1 protein-coding gene is annotated in these 401 nt (G+C 49.1%); it reads left to right on the top strand.

Annotated elements, in window-relative coordinates:
- Nucleotides 1–401, top strand: a 401-nt coding sequence (locus tag RM704_RS45875) for a hypothetical protein (protein ID WP_498076472.1), incomplete at both ends; no start/stop codon positions are given.

Below are 401 nucleotides of genomic sequence, written 5' to 3'. Positions count from 1 at the left end.
CCCTAGGCGAACACGCCATCAACAAATACGAACATTTAATGCAACGAGTGGAGCAAAAACAAGTGGACGATTTGATCGAAGCCAACAAACAAAGCATTCAGACGGCATCCGCGCCCGTTGAAGAGGGTAAATACGAAAAAGTCGCCGAACAGGCAAGCTTCGACGACTTTATGAAAATCGATATGCGCGTCGCCAAAGTATTGAACTGCGAAGCCGTCGAAGGCAGCACCAAACTTTTGAAATTCGACCTCGATTTCGGTTTTGAAAAACGCATCATCTTCTCCGGCATCGCCGCGTCTTACCCAAATCCTGCCGAATTGAACGGTCGCATGGTCATCGCAGTCGCCAACTTCGCCCCACGCAAAATGGCAAAATTCGGCGTATCCGAAGGTATGATCCTC

This window comes from Streptomyces gottesmaniae, assembly GCF_031845845.1.
GTDB classification, from domain to species: domain Bacteria; phylum Actinomycetota; class Actinomycetes; order Streptomycetales; family Streptomycetaceae; genus Streptomyces; species Streptomyces akebiae.
This window is presented reverse-complemented; position numbering and strand designations above follow the sequence as displayed.